This is a genomic window from Fretibacter rubidus, assembly GCF_041429785.1.
GTDB classification, from domain to species: Bacteria; Pseudomonadota; Alphaproteobacteria; order Caulobacterales; family Maricaulaceae; genus Fretibacter; species Fretibacter rubidus.
This window is the reverse complement of record NZ_CP163423.1, coordinates 3,435,665-3,450,490: the sequence shown is the minus strand read 5'-3', so window position 1 is coordinate 3,450,490 and position 14,826 is coordinate 3,435,665. Positions and strand designations below refer to the sequence as shown.

Genomic DNA, 14,826 nt, shown 5'->3' with positions numbered 1-14,826 from the left:
TTAAAAAATCCCCAAGTTTCACCCGCAAGCTTAAAGTTAAGCTTTTGATTTATAACAAAAATATATGTGGTAGCTACAGCTTTGGTGGCGACCAAAGTGCAGGTTTCCCCTAGGTCAAGGTCGTCCCCGACGTCGTCTCAATGACGACGTCATAGTCCCTAACTGACACTCTTAAAGCGGAGCGGAGCGCGACCGTCAACCGCGAAAAACTGTAAAATCGCGTGTCTTTTTCGTTGACTCAAAAAAAGCTAAAAATGACAGCTATTTAGCTGTCAAAAAAAATTCATATTTGATTAACTATTTTCTAGCTTTACATCGCGAACACCCACAAACAGTGGAGTTTTGCAAAGTTGTAAAAATTTACAGTCCGCATGGCTAACGATTCTTAAACTGGCGGCTCTCCTATCGCGTTATAAAGCACTGCCGCGACCCGCCTGGGTTGTGCGGAATTTTTACCGTGCAATGACTAAGCTGCAAGTTTTCGCGCAGAGATTATAAAATGCGCAACAAAAAACGGACCGCCAAAGCAGTCCGTTTTTTATTCTTGGCACCTGCTAAACAGCAGCTGCGTCATTATAGCGTCCTAGCCGAGGGCTTTGGCACGCTTGTTAAGGCGCGAAATTTTCCGCGACGCTGTGTTCTTGTGATAAATGCCTTTTGACACGGCACGCATCATGACAGGCTCTGCGGCTTTAACAGCTTCTGTCGCAGCAGCTTTGTCACCAGCAGTGATAGCGTCTTCAGCTTTGCGCAAAAAACCGCGCACAAGTGAGCGACGGGCCCGGTTAACTTCTGTTTTGCGTGCCATTTTGCGAACGGCTTTTTTAGCGGATGATGTATTCGCCATAATTTCCTCAAACAATATCGGGCCGTACGGTGCACAGCCATGTGTAAGCGCGGCGTATAGCGAAGCCATTTTGCCCCGTCAACACGCTATGTTGAATAATTGCTGGTTTTACGCAGCCTTGGTATATGAGGTTATTTTACCGCCTATCCGTAATCGACCAGCGATTACGGCAAGTAACTGCAATCGATAAAATCGATTGCGGGCGTGATGGTCGAGGGCTCGCTGCGCTTGCGCTTATACATGTCCGTAATCGACCAGCGATTACGGCAAGTAACTGCAATCGATAAAATCGATTGCGGGCGTTACTTGTGCTTAAAGTGCGGTTTGCGTTTCTCGACAAAGGCGGTCATGCCTTCTTTTTGATCATCAGTTGTAAACATCGATTGGAACAAGCGCCGCTCATAACGTAGCCCTTGGGTCAGGCTCATCTCAAAACTGGCATTGATGGTCTCTTTGGTCATCATCGCAATCGGATGGCTTTGCCCAGCAATCTTGGCCGCTGCCTCGCCCGCGACAGTGAGCAAATCATCAAGCGGCACCACGCGAGAGACAAGGCCGGCGCGTTCGGCCTCTTCCGCGTCCATCATGCGGCCCGTCAGGCACATATCCATGGCCTTTGATTTGCCAATGGCGAGGGTTAAGCGCTGCGTGCCGCCCATGCCTGGCATCACGCCCAAGTTAATCTCTGGCTGGCCAAATTTCGCCGTATCAGATGCGATAATGAAATCGCACATCATCGCCACTTCGCAGCCACCGCCGAGGCAATATCCCGACACAGCCGCGATGATAGGCTTGCGAAAACGCGCGACCGCTTCGTGATGCTTTTCAAAGACGTCGGATTTATAAATATCCATATAGCTGTTGTTTTGCATCTCTTTGATGTCTGCACCCGCTGCGAAAGCTTTGTCAGACCCTGTTAAGATCACGCAACCAATAACATTATCGGCCTCTAGCTTTGCAAGCGCATCGGCGACCTCGACCATCATCTCAGTGCAGAGCGCATTGAGCGCCTTGGGTCTGTCAAATTGTATTGTTGCCACCGCGCCGTTACGCGTGACCTCTATCATGTCGTATTTCATATGCGCCTCCTACTTAGGGTCGTCTCTTTATTAGGGCGCGCTTTACACGGTTTTAAGGCACTCGCGCAAGGGATAGCATGTCGCCCGAGAAACCATAGCGCAGGACGGGCGAATGTGTCACAAGCGCGCCATGACGGACACGCCAAACAGTTTTGAAATTTTTCTCTCCACCCCGCCGGGGCTAGAAGCGCTCTTGCTAAACGAAGTCAAAGCCGCTGGCTTTTCCCGCGCTAAGGCCACGGGCGGCGGTGTCACCATTTGGGGCGGCTGGCATGATGTCTGGCGCGCGAACCTGACCCTGCGCGGGCCGTCCAAAGTGCTAGCGCGAATCGGCGAATTTCGCGCGTTTCATCTGGCGCAGCTTGATAAACGCGCACGTAAATTTCCGTGGGGCGCAACACTCACGCCTGGCCATAGCGTCAAGGTCGAGGTGGTGACCAACCGCAAAAGCAAGATTTACCACGCAGGAGCCGCGATTGAACGGCTAGAGCGCGCCATAGCCGAGGAGTTCGGCGCGACCATCGCCAGCTCTGTCACCACCGCCGACATCATTATTAAAGCCCGCATTGATGATAATAATGTGCAGCTATCAGTCGATACATCAGGAGAAGGCCTCCATAAACGCGGCCATAAACAAGCCATGGGCAAAGCCCCAATGCGAGAGACCATGGCGGCGCTGGCCTTACGCGGATGCGGCTATACGGGCCATGAGCCTGTGGTAGACCCGATGTGCGGCTCGGGCACGTTCCTCATCGAGGCCGCAGAGATTGCCCGCAATATGATGGCAGGCCGGGCCAGACATTTCGCTTTTGAAAAACTTGTGAGTTATGACGCAGACGCTGTGCAAGCCATTAAAGACGGCTGGCAAAGGCGCGAGACCACAGCCCAATTTTACGGATCAGACCGCAACGTCAATGTGATTGGATTTGCCAAAGACAACGCGGCCCGCGCGGGCGTGGACGACATCTGCCATTTTGCGCCCACCGCACTGTCCCACGCCGTGCCGCCAGACGGCCCAAAGGGATTAGTGATGGTCAATCCGCCCTACGGCGCCCGTATCGGCAAAAAGAAAGACCTCTTTGCCCTCTACAGCAGCTTTGGCAATGTCATGCGCGACCGGTTTTCAGGCTGGCGCATCGGTATGATTACCGCCGATACACAGCTCGCCGAAGCCACAAAACTCCCCTGGAAACCAACAGGTGCCCCCATCGCCCACGGCGGGTTAAAGGTCAGGCTCTATGTGACGGGGGTTTTGTGAGGGGCCACTATAAAACAGAGGCATAATAATCAATCAACCTAATATTGGGGATAGAGCGCATAAATCCCGCATGGGCGCGAAGGGGCTTATGCAGCTTTAACATCGTCCGAATGGTTCGCTCATAATGCTCGGCGGTGGCTGTAAGAAACTGTAGCGGCTTTAAGTTAAACAGGGCGTCATCTACCTGATCATGTGTCGTTTGCATTTTCAGGACATCACCTTGTCTTGTGAGGTCATACGCAATCCCCGACCCTTCAATATCAAGAGCGTAAGGCTTACCAAAAGCTTGCGAGAACGCCCCACCCCATAATAATTGGTAAGCGTGGTCAATTATGCTTTCGACGCGAAAGGATAAATCTCTTTCGTCTTTATCCCGCAGCGGCTCACCATTAATCTGGTAAGTCACAATGCCTGGCATCAGTTTCAATTGATAGCACAGCGCCCAGTCTTTATTCAGTCCAATAAATTCATGGTCTTGCAAAGCTTGCGATAGGTCGTGGAACCTCTGATTGACGGCCTCAATATCGTAATCATTTTCAACGGTGAATGTTAAAGATATGTCCGAGAATTCATGCGTCACACCCTCACCCCTGACAGCTCTTGCAATAAAAGCTCGATCGTCCTGATTGCACGATCCTGACGATGGGCGCGGTGCAGGCTTTACAGGCCTCGCCTTCGCGGCCGTAGACGTCAAAGCTGTGTTGGAAATAGCCGAGGGCGCCGTCTGTGCTCGCGAAATCGTTGAGCGAGGACCCGCCCGCCGCGATGGCGCGGTTTAGGACCTCTTTGATATGACCGACAAGGCGTTCAGTCTCTGCCACTGTTAGTCTTCCTGCCGCGCGTTTGGGCGAGATGCCAGCTTTATACAGCGCTTCGCAGACATAGATATTACCCAGCCCCGCAACGACATGTTGATCCAGCAGCGCGGCTTTGATCTTGGACTTTTTACCTTTAAGCGCAGTCCGCAGAACGGGGGCTGAAAAATCATTACCCAGCGGTTCTGGCCCGATACCGTCAAGGCGGTAGGGCGCACCAGAGGCAATTAATTCCATAAAACCAAAACGGCGCGGGTCATTATAGGTCACGCGCGCCCCATTGTTAAATTCGAACACGACATGGTCATGTTTGGGATTTGTATCGCCCGCTTGGTGCGTGAAAACACCCGGTGTGTTATTCACGTCGGCTTCGATCGTGAAGCGTCCCGACATGCCGAGGTGCATGAACAGACGCTCTCCCGTGGAGAGCTCAGCTTGGAGGAATTTGGCCCGCCGCGTGAGGCTATTGACGGTGGCCCCCGTCAGGCGCTGCGCAAAGCGTTCTGCAAAAGGAAAGCGCAAATCCGCCCGGTTTAAGGTGACACGGCTAAACACCGCCCCGTCCATGACGGGCGCAAGGCCACGGCGCACGGTTTCGACTTCAGGTAATTCGGGCATGATGTCCCATGGTCAGTTGTCCTATAGTCAGAGAGATATTTTTATGACAGATAGACCTTATGACTGAAAAGACAATCGACTTTGGATTTGAAGATATTCCCGCCAGCGAGAAACAAAGCCGTGTGCGCGGCGTGTTTGATGCCGTTGCGCCTAAATATGACTTGATGAATGATGCCATGTCCATGGGCGTTCACCGCGTGTGGAAAGAACTGACCCTGACCAAAGTCAACCCGCAACCGGGCGAGGTTCTGATTGATGTCGCGGGGGGCACAGGTGACCTGGCGCGGACATTTATTAAAAAAGCCGATGAGGTGCGCAAACGTCGCGGCGGGCCGTCCGCGCGCGCTATTGTCTGCGATATTAATGCAGAGATGTTAATCGCGGGCACTGACGCGCGTCGTGATGCGGGGCTGGATATCACACGGGTTTGCGGTAATGCGGAAAGCTTGCCCTTTGCTGATAATTATGCCGACGCACTAACCATTAGTTTTGGGATCCGCAACGTCACAGACCGCCCCCAAGCGTTGCGCGAATTTTACCGCGTTTTAAAGCCCGGCGGACGGTTGTTTATATTGGAATTTTCAACGCCACCTGCCAAAGTCCTGCGCGAGATTTACGATGCCTATAGCTTTGCAGTTATACCCCGCCTTGGTGGGTTGCTGGCAGGTGACAAAGAGAGCTACCAATATCTGGTCGAGTCTATCCGCCGCTTTCCCCGCCAAGAGCCCTTTGCCGATATGGTACGCGACGCTGGTTTTGCTCGCGTTGGTTATGAAGATTACACAGGCGGTATTGCCGCACTGCATTACGGCTGGAAGATTTAAGACAGCTTTCGTTTAACGCGGCTTGCGGGTCGGTTTGCGCCGCTCTGTCGCCATGGACGGATTGGATGATTTACCGCGTTTGCCTTTGCGGCCTAAAAGGCTGGGACCAGATAGAGGTTTCGGGCCAGATAGAGTTTTGAGGATCCGGGACTTTTGCGCGTCATCCTCGGGCTTTGTCTTATCGTCCGACCCTGAACCTGAGCTTGGCACAATCATAGCGATATCTTGCAAAAAACCATCAATACGGTCTTTCGGTAATTGCGAAAGCATGGATGTGACATGGGCGCGGTCATCGGCGGCAATAGCGTCTGCGGCCCGCCGCCCGCGCGCCGTTAAGTGAAGCTCTATACGGCGTCTGTCGCGGGCGGACGGCGCGCGCGCCAGCAATTCGGCCGTTTCTAATCGGTTAAGTAATGACGTCACCGTCGCAGGTGCCGTCCCCAAATGGTCTGCTAGTCGTGTGGGTGTGGGACGCGTCGCGGCCGCTATCCAGCGCAAAGCTGCATAGGTCATAGGCGAAAAATCAATATAGCGCCTTGATAAGCTATATTGCCCACGATCTATATTTAAGAAATCTGTGACCCCCGTGAGGATAGAAACAAAATCATCAAGTTTTTGAGGTGATAGCGCCATAATTAATCCGATATATAAATTATTTATATATCGTAATATTAATGGTGCTCAGGTCAAGCCCCGTTTAAAGCCCCAACACATCGCGCATGGTATAGCGCCCTGCTTTTTGTTGCACAGCCCAAAGAGCAGCGGTCACAGCCCCAACAGCAAAGAGTGACCTGTCGCCCGCGCGGTGGGACAGCATTAGGGTCTCTAATGGGTTGATGAAATGCACGTCATGGACGCCGATAATATCGCCGCCGCGTATGGCGCTAAAGCCGATATCACCGTCTTTGCGCGGCGCGTCAGAAAGCTCGCGGATGGGCGCGCGTATATCAGATAACGTTTTACCCCGCCCCTTGGCGGCTGCTTCGCCGAGCATCAGCGCGGTGCCGCTGGGCGAGTCTATTTTATGTTTATGATGCTGCTCTGCGATATCAATATCCCAATCGGGGCCAAGCGCACGGGCGGCGTGTTCGACCAAGACCTCTAGCAAATTTACGCCCAGTGAAAAATTCCCTGATTGCAGCAATGTGATGCCGCCAGCAGCTTCTGTTAAGGCTTTTGCCTCTGTATCGCTATAGCCTGTCGTTCCCGTCACGAAAGTCTGGCACTTTGTGCCGTGCATCGCGAGCACCGTATCAATCGCGGCTTGCGGGCGGGAGAAGTCAATCAACACATCACAATCCGCAAGCCCCGCCGCTATGTCATCAGACATCAGAACGCCGCAGGGCTCTATCCCCGCAACAGTGCCGGCATCTTTGCCCAAAGTCGCGGCATTGGGGGCGGTCAATGCGGCTGTTAACGTCGCGCGGGCGTTACGCGAAATCGCCTTCACGACCGCGCGACCCATACGCCCATCAGCACCCAGCACGCCTATTTTGACAGGGTCGCTCACGCGTCAAAGCACCAAGTGATAATCGCCTTTTGCGCGTGAAGGCGGTTTTCCGCTTCGTCAAAAACGGCGGAGTTTGGCCCGTCAATGACAGAGGCCGCCACTTCTTCGCCCCGGTGCGCGGGCAAGCAGTGCAGGAATATGGCGTCTTTTGCCGATGCGCTCATCAGCGCGTCAGTCACTTGATAAGGCATCAAGTCAGCGAGGCGTTTATCGGCATCCGTGTCACCCATTGAGACAAATGTATCCGCAATCACGACGTCTGTATTTTGACAAGCGAAGAGCGGATCAGGCTCGACCGTGATATCTGCGCCTTTGGCACGAGCGGCCTCAACATATTGACCCGGGACAGTATAGCCTTGCGCACAAGACAGGCGCAGGCGGTAACCAAATTTAGCCGCCGCATTAATAAAGGACACCGCCACATTATTCCCGTCACCCACCCATGTCAGGGTCATATCAGACAAATCACCGCCGCGTTCCTCAAGCGTTTGTAAATCCGCCATGATCTGGCACGGGTGATTATAATCCGTCAGGCCGTTGATGACGGGAATAGAGGCATTTTGGGCCAGCGCCGTCAACGTATCGTGGCTATTGGCGCGCAGCATGATACCGTCGACAAAGCGCGACAGGACTTTGGCTGTATCCTCTATCGTCTCGCCTCGCCCCAATTGCATATCGGAGCTAGTCGCTGTGATAGACGTGCCGCCCAATTGGCGCATGCCCATATCAAAGGAAAACCGTGTGCGCGTTGATGATTTTTCAAAAATAAGCGCGAGCGTCCGCCCGTCCATCGGCGCGTCCGCGTCAATTTTGCCCTTCGGCCAACCGTCTCTGGCTTTCTTACGACTATGGGCGTTATCCAATATCGCGCGTAGCTCTGTCGCAGGAATATCGGCAAGAGAAATAAAGTGCTGTGTCATAGCGAACCCTATAGGCAAAAATAACGCTTACCGAAAAGCGGCGTCAATTTCCACCTAAATAAAACAGGGCTTAAACGATGACAAAACAGGCCGCAGCAGACACGGGCCTATCAAGAATTATGCAAATCGATGTCTAGGGCGTCAAAGTTTCAGCATGACTTTTATATTCGCGGGTAAAACGCTGTCGTACGTTGCGAAACATCATAAAAAAGTGAGGTTAGGGATGAGGTTCAACCCCTCAAAAAAATACGGCAAGGCTGCCACCTTGCCGCAATTGTGAACAAGCATATTACAATGGAGTCGAACATGCTTACCCAACAATATAAAAACCTGTCCCGTAAAGTCCGTTTTGTCAATGCCGCATTAATTGCGACGACGTCTTTCGCCGCAATCGGCGTTATGCCAACAACCGCCAATGCCCTCGTGAGCGAGAGCGCCGTGGTGAAAACCGTGCATAGTGTGAAATTCACACGCAGTGAGACGAAAACAGCTAGCGGCTTAGAGTCCGTTTACGCGAAGATGACGTCCAAAGCCCGTCGCGCTTGCATGGTTGGTAATAATGTCAACGATTTGGGCCAGCCTGTGTCGAAAAAACGCTGTGCGGCTGATTTGGTCAATCAATTTGTGATTGACGCCGATATTGATGAATTGACAGCCTTCCACAAAGGCAAGGCTGCCATATTACAAACGGCCGCTTTAAATTAGGCGCATTTTACTCAGGACAAGTCATATTGAAAACAGGCCCTATCGGGCCTGTTTTATATCTAGGCTAGCTCAACATCATCCAGAGCACGCGCCTCAGTAAAGGCGTCGCGCATAATGGCAATCGCTTCGCGGACGTGGTCCTCGGTGATGATTAGCGGCGGGGCGAGGCGCAGCGTATTATCCCCCGCAGAGCCGCCAAGCATCTTGCGCTCGAGCAACATTTTACGCACCTCTACGGCTGGTTTTTTAAGCTGCATCCCGCACAGAAGTCCCTTGCCGCGAAGCTCCACAACGACGTCAGGAAACTCATCTTTTAAGCCTTCAAATTGCTGCACAAGGAAATTAGACACACGGTTCACATTATCGAGAAATTCGGGCTTTGAAATTTCGTCAAACACCGCATTGCCAACCGCCATAGCCAGCGGATTGCCGCCATAGGTCGAGCCGTGCGTACCAGGCACCATGCCCGCCGCAGCTGCCTCTGTGGCAATACACGCGCCCATAGGGAAACCGCCGCCAACACCTTTGGCGACAGCCATAATATCAGGTTCGGCGTTTTCAGCCCATTGATGGGCGAACAATTTGCCCGTCCGGCCCGCACCGCATTGGACTTCATCATAAATCAGCAAGATGCCTTTTTCGTCACATAGTTTACGCAGACCTTGAAGACACTGCGTCGGCAGAGGCCGTAGCCCGCCTTCGCCTTGCACGGGTTCGACCAAGATCGCAGCTGTCGTATCAGAGACTGCGGCTTCTAGGGCCTCATGATCTGCAAATGGCAGGCTAATGAAACCGGGCAGCGCGGGACCAAAGCCCTTGAGATATTTCGGATTACCGCCGGCGTTAATCGTCGCGAATGTACGGCCATGAAACGCGCCTTGAAAGGTGAGGATATCATAGCGGTCAACGTCACCACGATCGTAGTGATATTTGCGGGCTGTTTTCATCGCACATTCCAACGCCTCTGCACCTGAATTGGTGAAAAAGACTTTTTCGGCAAAGGGCAGCGCGGCGCAGTATTTATCGGCCAGCGTATAGGTGCCTTGGATGCGGAACATGCCAGAGAGGTGCCAGACTTTTTCCGCTTGTTCTTTCAATGCGTTCATCGGCGCAGGATGACCATGGCCGAGGCAATTGACCGAAATTCCTGCGATGAAATCAAGATATTTCTCATTATCTTCTGTGTAGAGATAAGCGCCTTCGCCGCGCACAAATTCCTGCGCGGGCGGCATGTAACAATTATAAAGATGGTCCCCTTGTGCCATAACGGCCTCCTATATTTTTAACTAAGCCTTTAGCCGCCAGCCAGATTTTAACACCCGCAAGCAGACTAGAAATAAAATGATATTGATAACAGCCGATACGATGACACCCGTCATAACATGACCATCTGATGTCCCCAGAAACCCAAACCGAAATCCGTCAATAAGATAAAACAGCGGGTTAAAAAGAATGATTTTCTGCCAAATCTCTGGCAGGACTGTGATGGAATAAAATGTGCCGGACAGGAAAGATAGCGGCAGAATAACAAATTGATTGACGACCGCCAATTGGTCAAATTTTTCAGCCCAAATTCCAGACAGCAAACCAACCATCCCCAGCATCAGCGCTGCCGATACGCCGAAGTATAAAACAGCCCACCAATGCATGGGCCATGTGAGGCCAAAGATAGACAGAACGATGGCCGTGAATACAGCCACGCAAAAGCCGCGCGTCGCCGCGCCAAATATATAACCCAGCGCCAATTCTACATGGGACAGCGGCGGCATCAGCACATCAATAATAGAGCCCATCATCTTACCCGTCATCATAGAGCTACTGCTATTGGCGGATGAATTATTAAGGATGCCGAGCATAATCAGTCCCGGAATTAAAAAGGTGATAAAGCCGTCCGCCCCGCCTGCGCGGTTTTCAGCAAAGGCAAACACAAAAACGGTTAAATAAAGCAAGTTGGACACGACAGGCGCAAGCAGTGTTTGCGGCCCCACACGCCAAAAGCGTTTCACTTCTTTCGTATAAAGTGTCCACAGCCCCATCCAATTCACGCGTCCAAAACGGCGCGTTTGGGACGGCAGACCTGCGTTGGCGCCTGCGTGATTTAATGTGTCGCTTATATCGTTCATGGCCTAGCCCTATCACGGGGCATTGCGCACGCCAAGCAACGTTTCACGGATAAAAAGGGTAAAATTTACCTCTCTATATATTGATTGTTGTGGATAATCCGTAAACTTTATCTTGTGGTTTTTAACCTTTTGTATACTTTATCTTGTGTGAGGCATAGGGGAGCATCTTTGTCGCGCACTATATATTGCGGTAACAGCATTCGGACACACAGGCGGCGACCATTGACCATCAAGGCAATGGATTAATGCCTTATAATTCATAAGAGGGTTTCATGGCTTGGACAGATGATCGGGTAGAGGTTTTAACGAAATTATGGGCCGAAGGGTTATCAGCCAGCCAAATCGCCAAACAATTGGGCGGTGTGACACGTAACGCCGTTATCGGCAAAGTCCACCGTTTGGGATTGTCAGGCCGCGCCAAGCCGTCTCGTCCTGCGACCATTCGCACAACAAAACCCTCTGCGCCGCGAACACGCACGACGGCCCGAACGACGACGGTAACCACGCCGTCTGCGCCAGCGCGCACAGCCCGCCAGGCGCCCGCTAAACCGCCAACACCCCCAGTTGAGGCCAAGCCATTACCGAGCGGCGAATACGCGACTATTATGACCATTCGTGATCACATGTGTAAGTGGCCAATTGGCGACCCGTCCAAATCTGATTTCCGCTTTTGCGGCCGTAAAACAGACCCGTCTACACCTTATTGCGACGCGCATAGCTCTGTGGCTTATCAACCGAGCCGCCGTCGTTACCCCGGCCAGAAAACACTCGGTCAAACGACAATGAAGCATTTACAAAAACGCTAGCGTTTTCAAACACGCTATATCTCCCCTCACCGTGAATATAGCGACCCCGGTCGACCCTTATTTTAGGGTCGGGCGGGGTTTTTCTTGAAACCTATGATATTCCCTATATTGGCGCGACATGGATACAGGCCTGACAGATAGCAGTGACGTAAAACCGTCCACCAATTGGCGCGAGGAATTATCCGCGCTTTTGGTGCTGGGCGTGCCTATGGCGGCCGCGCAAATTGTATCAATGTTGACCCTGACCATTGATCTGTTGATGATCAGCCGTGTTGGTGCCGAAGAAATTGCCGCTGCGTCGCTGGCCCTGGTCGTGAACTTTTTGCTATGGATGATTGCGGCAGGCCCTGTCATGGCGGTGACCCCGCTGGTGTCCCAAGCGCTGGGCGCGGATAAACACGATTACACAGATGTGCGCCATAGCGTGCGCATGGGGCTTTGGTTGATTGTCGCGCTTATCCCGCTGCTCGTGATTGTCATTTGGGCGATGGAACCGCTCGCCAGTCTTATGGGGCAAGACCCTGCCATCGCATCCCGCGCGCGTGATTATATGGCGCTTCTTGCGTTTGGCTGGCCCTTTATGATGGGGGTTATGGCGCTCCGGAATTTTCTAGCCGCGATTAATAAGACCACTATTCCGTTTTTACTTATCCTGCTGACGGCGGGTCTGAACGCTGTGTTTAATTACATTTTGATTTTTGGAAACTTCGGCGCGCCAAAGCTAGACCTGCTAGGCGCTGGTATTGCCTCATCCTTGGCGGGGCTCTGTAGCTTTGTTTTCTTTATCATCTATATCAAGCTTGATAGCTCTGCGTGCAAATTTGATCTGTTTAAAAATTGGCATAGACCCGATTGGCCGCGCTTCCGCGATGTCGTAAAACTCGGCTGGCCAATCAGTGTCTCCACGATTTTCGAGGGCATGTTATTTAACGCTGGCGTTCTTTTAATGGGTGTCATTGGCGTGATGGAAATGGCAGCCTATCAAATCGGGTTAAACGTGGCGTCCCTGGCTTTCATGGTGCCGTGGGGTCTGTCTATGGCGGGCGCCGTGCGTATTGGTCACGCAGCGGGAGCAGGTAACCTGCCCGCTGCTAAGCGTGCGGCTAGCGTCTGTGTTGCCCTATCGACAGTCACCATGACCATTTTGGCGCTCGCTATCGCGCTATCGCCAAATATCATCACAGCTCTTTATGTTGGGCCAGACGCAGAAAACGATGTGATACGCGCGCTAGTCATTGGGTTTTTGCCACTCGCGGCAGGTTTTATGTTTTTTGACGCCATCCAGGTCGCCGCCAATCAATTGCTGCGCGGGTTAAAAGACGTCCAAATCCCTATGGTGATGACGGGCATAAGCTATTGGATTATCGGCTTTCCAGTCGCCTATTATTTAGGCCTGAAAACGGATGTTGGCGCGAACGGTATTTGGTACGGCCTGACGGCGGGATTGCTGGCAGCGTCCATATTCTTAGGCGCGCGGCTTTTTTGGGTGTTGTGGGTAAAACGCCGCCTGCGGGTGGAAAACTAGCGCCCGAAAAAAGCGTCTTTCATTCCCGGCAGCCACTGCTCGGCCTCTTCATCATAACTCGCGAAGCGGCCCACCAAATCCCAAGCGCACCAGCCATAGCCTTCGCGTTCCATGGCTTGACGGCGCAGCTTTGTCCACTCGGCCCGTTTTGCAATAGGCACATTATCAATGACGCCAAATTCACCCACAAAAACAGGCAAGCCTGAGCGGGCTTGAAACTTGCGCGCAATATCATAGGTTTCTTTTAGCTCCGCCTTATCCGCGCGGCTGCCCCAGCCCCGGCCAATGGGCGGCGGATTCGGATCCCACTGCGCACCTTGATGGGTAAAAGCATGGGGCCCGTAATCATGAAAGGTTGCCACCAAATAGGGATCATCGGGAAATATGACATCCGCCAAAGTATCGACAGAATTCCAACGGTTACCTCCAATAATCACAGGCCGCGTCGGATTTGTTGCACGAATTATTGGCAAAGCTTTGGCATATAAGGCATTGGTTTGGCCCATGCCAGCGTCCGCTGTGGGTTCATTAAACAGCTCAAAATAAAGCGTGTCGGGCGCGTCTTTATAATGCTCTGCAATTTGTTTCCATATGGCAAGGAAGCGCGGCGTCTCTCCTGTCATATCGGTAGAGAGCGTCTCAAAATGATGGACATCCAAAATAACGCCGAGCCCCAGCGCATTGGCCCAAGCTATCACTTCGTCTACGCGGTTAAATAAGGCCTGTTCTATTTTATAAGGTGGGCGCGTTTGTGTACGAAGGTCCCAACGCACAGGCAGACGGATGGTGTCAAAGCCGGCAGTGGCGATGGCCGCCAAATCTTGGCGGCGCACGGTATAACCCCATGCGCCCTCATATTCAGCCTCTAGCGCATTACCAATATTCATGCAGCGCTTCACGGGAAAATAACTGTGGTCGGTATGGGCGGTTTTGGTAGAGGTGGGCACAGTCGCCAGCGCTTCGCCCATTTGCGCAGGTTCCACAGGGCTGCAAGCGATAAGGGCGGCCGTTGTCAAAAGTGCGAGGCTAAATCTGGTCATATCAGGGGCATAAATGATAACTTCAAAAGAAGTCTTAATAGGGATTCACACGCCGCATCGTCAGATATATCCGCGCGCCCCTTGGCGCATAGATGCGGCGGGCTTTTTATGCCAACGACTGATAATGGATTTTAATAAGGATTGACCCTTCGCATCGTGAGATTTATTCGCCCGCCGCGGGGCACCAGCGCGCTTTGCCCGTAATCAATTTTGGACACACCGTGATGACAGAGCCGCGCCTCGCCCGCCAACACCACAACATCACCCGATTGCAGCTTCACTGACCGGGCCCGTCCGCCGCGTTTAGGTCCGCCGATACGGAACGTGGCGGGATCGCCGAGGCTGACAGAGACCACAGGCGCACGCACCTCTTTCTCGTCATTATCAACATGCATCCCCATCTTCGCGCCTGCGCGGTACCAGTTGATAAGGCAGGCTTCGGGGGCCACAGGGCAATCCGTCACCTTATGCCATAGCGTCAGAAGCGCGTCGGGAAGCGCCGCCCACGGCATGCCCGTTTTTGGATGCACGGCTTCATAACGGTAACCCTTTTCCTTATCCGTCACCCAGCCGAGCGAGCCGAAATTTGACATCACCACAGATAACGGCGCACCAGTGCGGGGCATCGTCGGCTGATAAAACGGCGCTTGGCTCACCCCCGCTTTGACAGCATCGATGAGGGCCGCTTGCTGCGCGGGGTCAAAATAAAGCGGGTAATGCGCGAAGCCTTGGGGAAATGGGGGTTGGGGTGTCATA

The 14,826-nt window shown here is 52.8% G+C and carries 16 protein-coding genes; 5 read left to right on the top strand and 11 right to left on the bottom strand.

The genetic code is table 11. The annotated features are described in order from the left end of the window. Nucleotides 1–583 precede the first annotated feature (583 nt). Nucleotides 584–847 carry a 30S ribosomal protein S20 gene (gene rpsT, locus AB6B37_RS15895; protein WP_371398473.1) on the bottom strand — a complete coding sequence of 88 codons (264 nt, stop codon included), beginning with the start codon at nucleotides 845–847 and terminating at the stop codon, nucleotides 584–586. A gap of 302 nt (nucleotides 848–1,149) precedes the next feature. Next, nucleotides 1,150–1,926: an enoyl-CoA hydratase gene (locus AB6B37_RS15890; RefSeq protein ID WP_371396839.1), complete on the bottom strand. Its 777-nt coding sequence runs from the start codon at nucleotides 1,924–1,926 to the stop codon at nucleotides 1,150–1,152. 130 nt (nucleotides 1,927–2,056) lie between these two features. Here AB6B37_RS15890 and AB6B37_RS15885 point away from each other — a divergent pair, with 130 nt between their 5' ends. After that, entirely contained in the window at nucleotides 2,057–3,184 is a 1,128-nt protein-coding gene (locus AB6B37_RS15885; RefSeq protein ID WP_371396838.1) for a class I SAM-dependent RNA methyltransferase, read from the top strand. Nucleotides 3,185–3,191: 7 nt separating this feature from the next. Here the strand turns inward: AB6B37_RS15885 and AB6B37_RS15880 are convergent, their stop codons facing one another. After that, complete coding sequence (locus AB6B37_RS15880) at nucleotides 3,192–3,764, bottom strand: hypothetical protein (RefSeq protein WP_371396837.1); 573 nt, start codon at nucleotides 3,762–3,764, stop codon at nucleotides 3,192–3,194. 4 nt (nucleotides 3,765–3,768) lie between these two features. Further along, the gene (gene mutM / locus AB6B37_RS15875; protein WP_371396836.1) at nucleotides 3,769–4,617 is read right to left on the bottom strand and encodes a bifunctional DNA-formamidopyrimidine glycosylase/DNA-(apurinic or apyrimidinic site) lyase; all 849 of its coding nucleotides are present in this window, start codon (nucleotides 4,615–4,617) and stop codon (nucleotides 3,769–3,771) included. A gap of 59 nt (nucleotides 4,618–4,676) precedes the next feature. On the opposite strand from mutM, the gene ubiE reads away from it, so the two are divergent. Then, the gene (gene ubiE, locus AB6B37_RS15870) at nucleotides 4,677–5,441 is read left to right on the top strand and encodes a bifunctional demethylmenaquinone methyltransferase/2-methoxy-6-polyprenyl-1,4-benzoquinol methylase UbiE (protein ID WP_371396835.1); all 765 of its coding nucleotides are present in this window, start codon (nucleotides 4,677–4,679) and stop codon (nucleotides 5,439–5,441) included. A 12-nt stretch (nucleotides 5,442–5,453) separates the two neighbouring features. On the opposite strand, the gene AB6B37_RS15865 is transcribed toward ubiE, so the two are convergent. From AB6B37_RS15865 to argF, 3 genes are all read right to left on the bottom strand, one after another. Continuing rightward, nucleotides 5,454–6,074: a MarR family winged helix-turn-helix transcriptional regulator gene (locus tag AB6B37_RS15865; protein WP_371396834.1), complete on the bottom strand. Its 621-nt coding sequence runs from the start codon at nucleotides 6,072–6,074 to the stop codon at nucleotides 5,454–5,456. A 64-nt stretch (nucleotides 6,075–6,138) separates the two neighbouring features. Next, a complete protein-coding gene (gene dapB, locus AB6B37_RS15860; protein WP_371396833.1) occupies nucleotides 6,139–6,951 on the bottom strand; it encodes a 4-hydroxy-tetrahydrodipicolinate reductase in 813 nt (270 codons plus the stop codon). Next, a complete protein-coding gene (gene argF / locus AB6B37_RS15855) occupies nucleotides 6,948–7,871 on the bottom strand; it encodes an ornithine carbamoyltransferase (RefSeq protein ID WP_371396832.1) in 924 nt (307 codons plus the stop codon). The genes dapB and argF overlap by 4 nt, the downstream gene beginning before the upstream one ends. 306 nt (nucleotides 7,872–8,177) lie before the next feature. Here argF and AB6B37_RS15850 point away from each other — a divergent pair, with 306 nt between their 5' ends. Beyond that, entirely contained in the window at nucleotides 8,178–8,576 is a 399-nt protein-coding gene (locus AB6B37_RS15850) for a UrcA family protein (RefSeq protein ID WP_371396831.1), read from the top strand. Between the two features lie 59 nt (nucleotides 8,577–8,635). Here AB6B37_RS15850 and AB6B37_RS15845 read toward each other — a convergent pair whose 3' ends face one another. Together AB6B37_RS15845 and AB6B37_RS15840 are read right to left on the bottom strand one after the other, a co-directional pair. Then, on the bottom strand, nucleotides 8,636–9,841 hold the full coding sequence (locus AB6B37_RS15845) for an aspartate aminotransferase family protein (RefSeq protein ID WP_371396830.1): 1,206 nt from the start codon (nucleotides 9,839–9,841) through the stop codon (nucleotides 8,636–8,638). A 21-nt stretch (nucleotides 9,842–9,862) separates the two neighbouring features. Next, complete coding sequence (locus AB6B37_RS15840) at nucleotides 9,863–10,699, bottom strand: ABC transporter permease (RefSeq protein ID WP_371396829.1); 837 nt, start codon at nucleotides 10,697–10,699, stop codon at nucleotides 9,863–9,865. Nucleotides 10,700–10,971: 272 nt separating this feature from the next. Between AB6B37_RS15840 and AB6B37_RS15835 the strand changes: the two genes are divergently transcribed. Both AB6B37_RS15835 and AB6B37_RS15830 read left to right on the top strand, forming a co-directional pair. Continuing rightward, the gene (locus AB6B37_RS15835; protein ID WP_371396828.1) at nucleotides 10,972–11,505 is read left to right on the top strand and encodes a GcrA family cell cycle regulator; all 534 of its coding nucleotides are present in this window, start codon (nucleotides 10,972–10,974) and stop codon (nucleotides 11,503–11,505) included. A gap of 118 nt (nucleotides 11,506–11,623) precedes the next feature. Then, the gene (locus tag AB6B37_RS15830; protein ID WP_371396827.1) at nucleotides 11,624–13,030 is read left to right on the top strand and encodes an MATE family efflux transporter; all 1,407 of its coding nucleotides are present in this window, start codon (nucleotides 11,624–11,626) and stop codon (nucleotides 13,028–13,030) included. Here AB6B37_RS15830 and AB6B37_RS15825 read toward each other — a convergent pair. Further along, nucleotides 13,027–14,070, bottom strand: coding sequence for a glycoside hydrolase family 5 protein (locus AB6B37_RS15825; protein WP_371396826.1), 1,044 nt, complete (start codon nucleotides 14,068–14,070; stop codon nucleotides 13,027–13,029). The two genes, AB6B37_RS15830 and AB6B37_RS15825, sit on opposite strands and share 4 nt — an antisense overlap. 131 nt (nucleotides 14,071–14,201) lie before the next feature. Next, entirely contained in the window at nucleotides 14,202–14,825 is a 624-nt protein-coding gene (locus AB6B37_RS15820; protein WP_371396825.1) for an alpha-ketoglutarate-dependent dioxygenase AlkB, read from the bottom strand. Nucleotide 14,826: the final 1 nt, after the last annotated feature.

Coding starts and splice junctions, on each gene's coding strand:
- rpsT (WP_371398473.1), bottom strand. CDS start 847: ATGGCGAATACATCATCCGCTAAAAAAGCCGTTCGCAAAATGGCACGC.
- AB6B37_RS15890 (WP_371396839.1), bottom strand. CDS start 1,926: ATGAAATACGACATGATAGAGGTCACGCGTAACGGCGCGGTGGCAACA.
- AB6B37_RS15885 (WP_371396838.1), top strand. CDS start 2,057: ATGACGGACACGCCAAACAGTTTTGAAATTTTTCTCTCCACCCCGCCG.
- mutM (WP_371396836.1), bottom strand. CDS start 4,617: ATGCCCGAATTACCTGAAGTCGAAACCGTGCGCCGTGGCCTTGCGCCC.
- ubiE (WP_371396835.1), top strand. CDS start 4,677: ATGACTGAAAAGACAATCGACTTTGGATTTGAAGATATTCCCGCCAGC.
- AB6B37_RS15865 (WP_371396834.1), bottom strand. CDS start 6,074: ATGGCGCTATCACCTCAAAAACTTGATGATTTTGTTTCTATCCTCACG.
- argF (WP_371396832.1), bottom strand. CDS start 7,871: ATGACACAGCACTTTATTTCTCTTGCCGATATTCCTGCGACAGAGCTA.
- AB6B37_RS15850 (WP_371396831.1), top strand. CDS start 8,178: ATGCTTACCCAACAATATAAAAACCTGTCCCGTAAAGTCCGTTTTGTC.
- AB6B37_RS15845 (WP_371396830.1), bottom strand. CDS start 9,841: ATGGCACAAGGGGACCATCTTTATAATTGTTACATGCCGCCCGCGCAG.
- AB6B37_RS15840 (WP_371396829.1), bottom strand. CDS start 10,699: ATGAACGATATAAGCGACACATTAAATCACGCAGGCGCCAACGCAGGT.
- AB6B37_RS15835 (WP_371396828.1), top strand. CDS start 10,972: ATGGCTTGGACAGATGATCGGGTAGAGGTTTTAACGAAATTATGGGCC.
- AB6B37_RS15830 (WP_371396827.1), top strand. CDS start 11,624: ATGGATACAGGCCTGACAGATAGCAGTGACGTAAAACCGTCCACCAAT.
- AB6B37_RS15825 (WP_371396826.1), bottom strand. CDS start 14,070: ATGACCAGATTTAGCCTCGCACTTTTGACAACGGCCGCCCTTATCGCT.
- AB6B37_RS15820 (WP_371396825.1), bottom strand. CDS start 14,825: ATGACACCCCAACCCCCATTTCCCCAAGGCTTCGCGCATTACCCGCTT.